Here is a 241-nt window from a genome sequence, read left to right on the forward strand (position 1 = left end):
GGCGCGGCGGCACCGGAGGCATCCGGAATCGCCTCGCCGGGCTGGCCGATCCAGGCGATCACGCTCTTGCAGGGGGCGGTCTCGCCCTCCGGCAGCAGGATCTTCAGCAGGGTGCCGTCCTCTTCGCACTCCACGTCGTTGGTCAGCTTATCCGTCGCTACGGAGAACAGGATGTCCCCCTTCTTGACAGCGTCGCCCTCTTTATATTTCCACTCTTCAATGGTGCCCTCGGTCATCGTCA

Annotated in this window: 1 protein-coding gene; it reads right to left on the minus strand. The window is 63.5% G+C overall.

What is annotated here, in order from left to right; genetic code table 11:
* A partial coding sequence (locus HMPREF1546_RS05885) for a biotin/lipoyl-containing protein (protein WP_021751769.1) occupies window positions 1-241 on the minus strand: 241 nt, incomplete at both ends.

The organism is Oscillibacter sp. KLE 1745, assembly GCF_000469445.2.
In the GTDB taxonomy this organism is placed as follows: Bacteria; Bacillota; Clostridia; order Oscillospirales; family Oscillospiraceae; genus Oscillibacter; species Oscillibacter welbionis.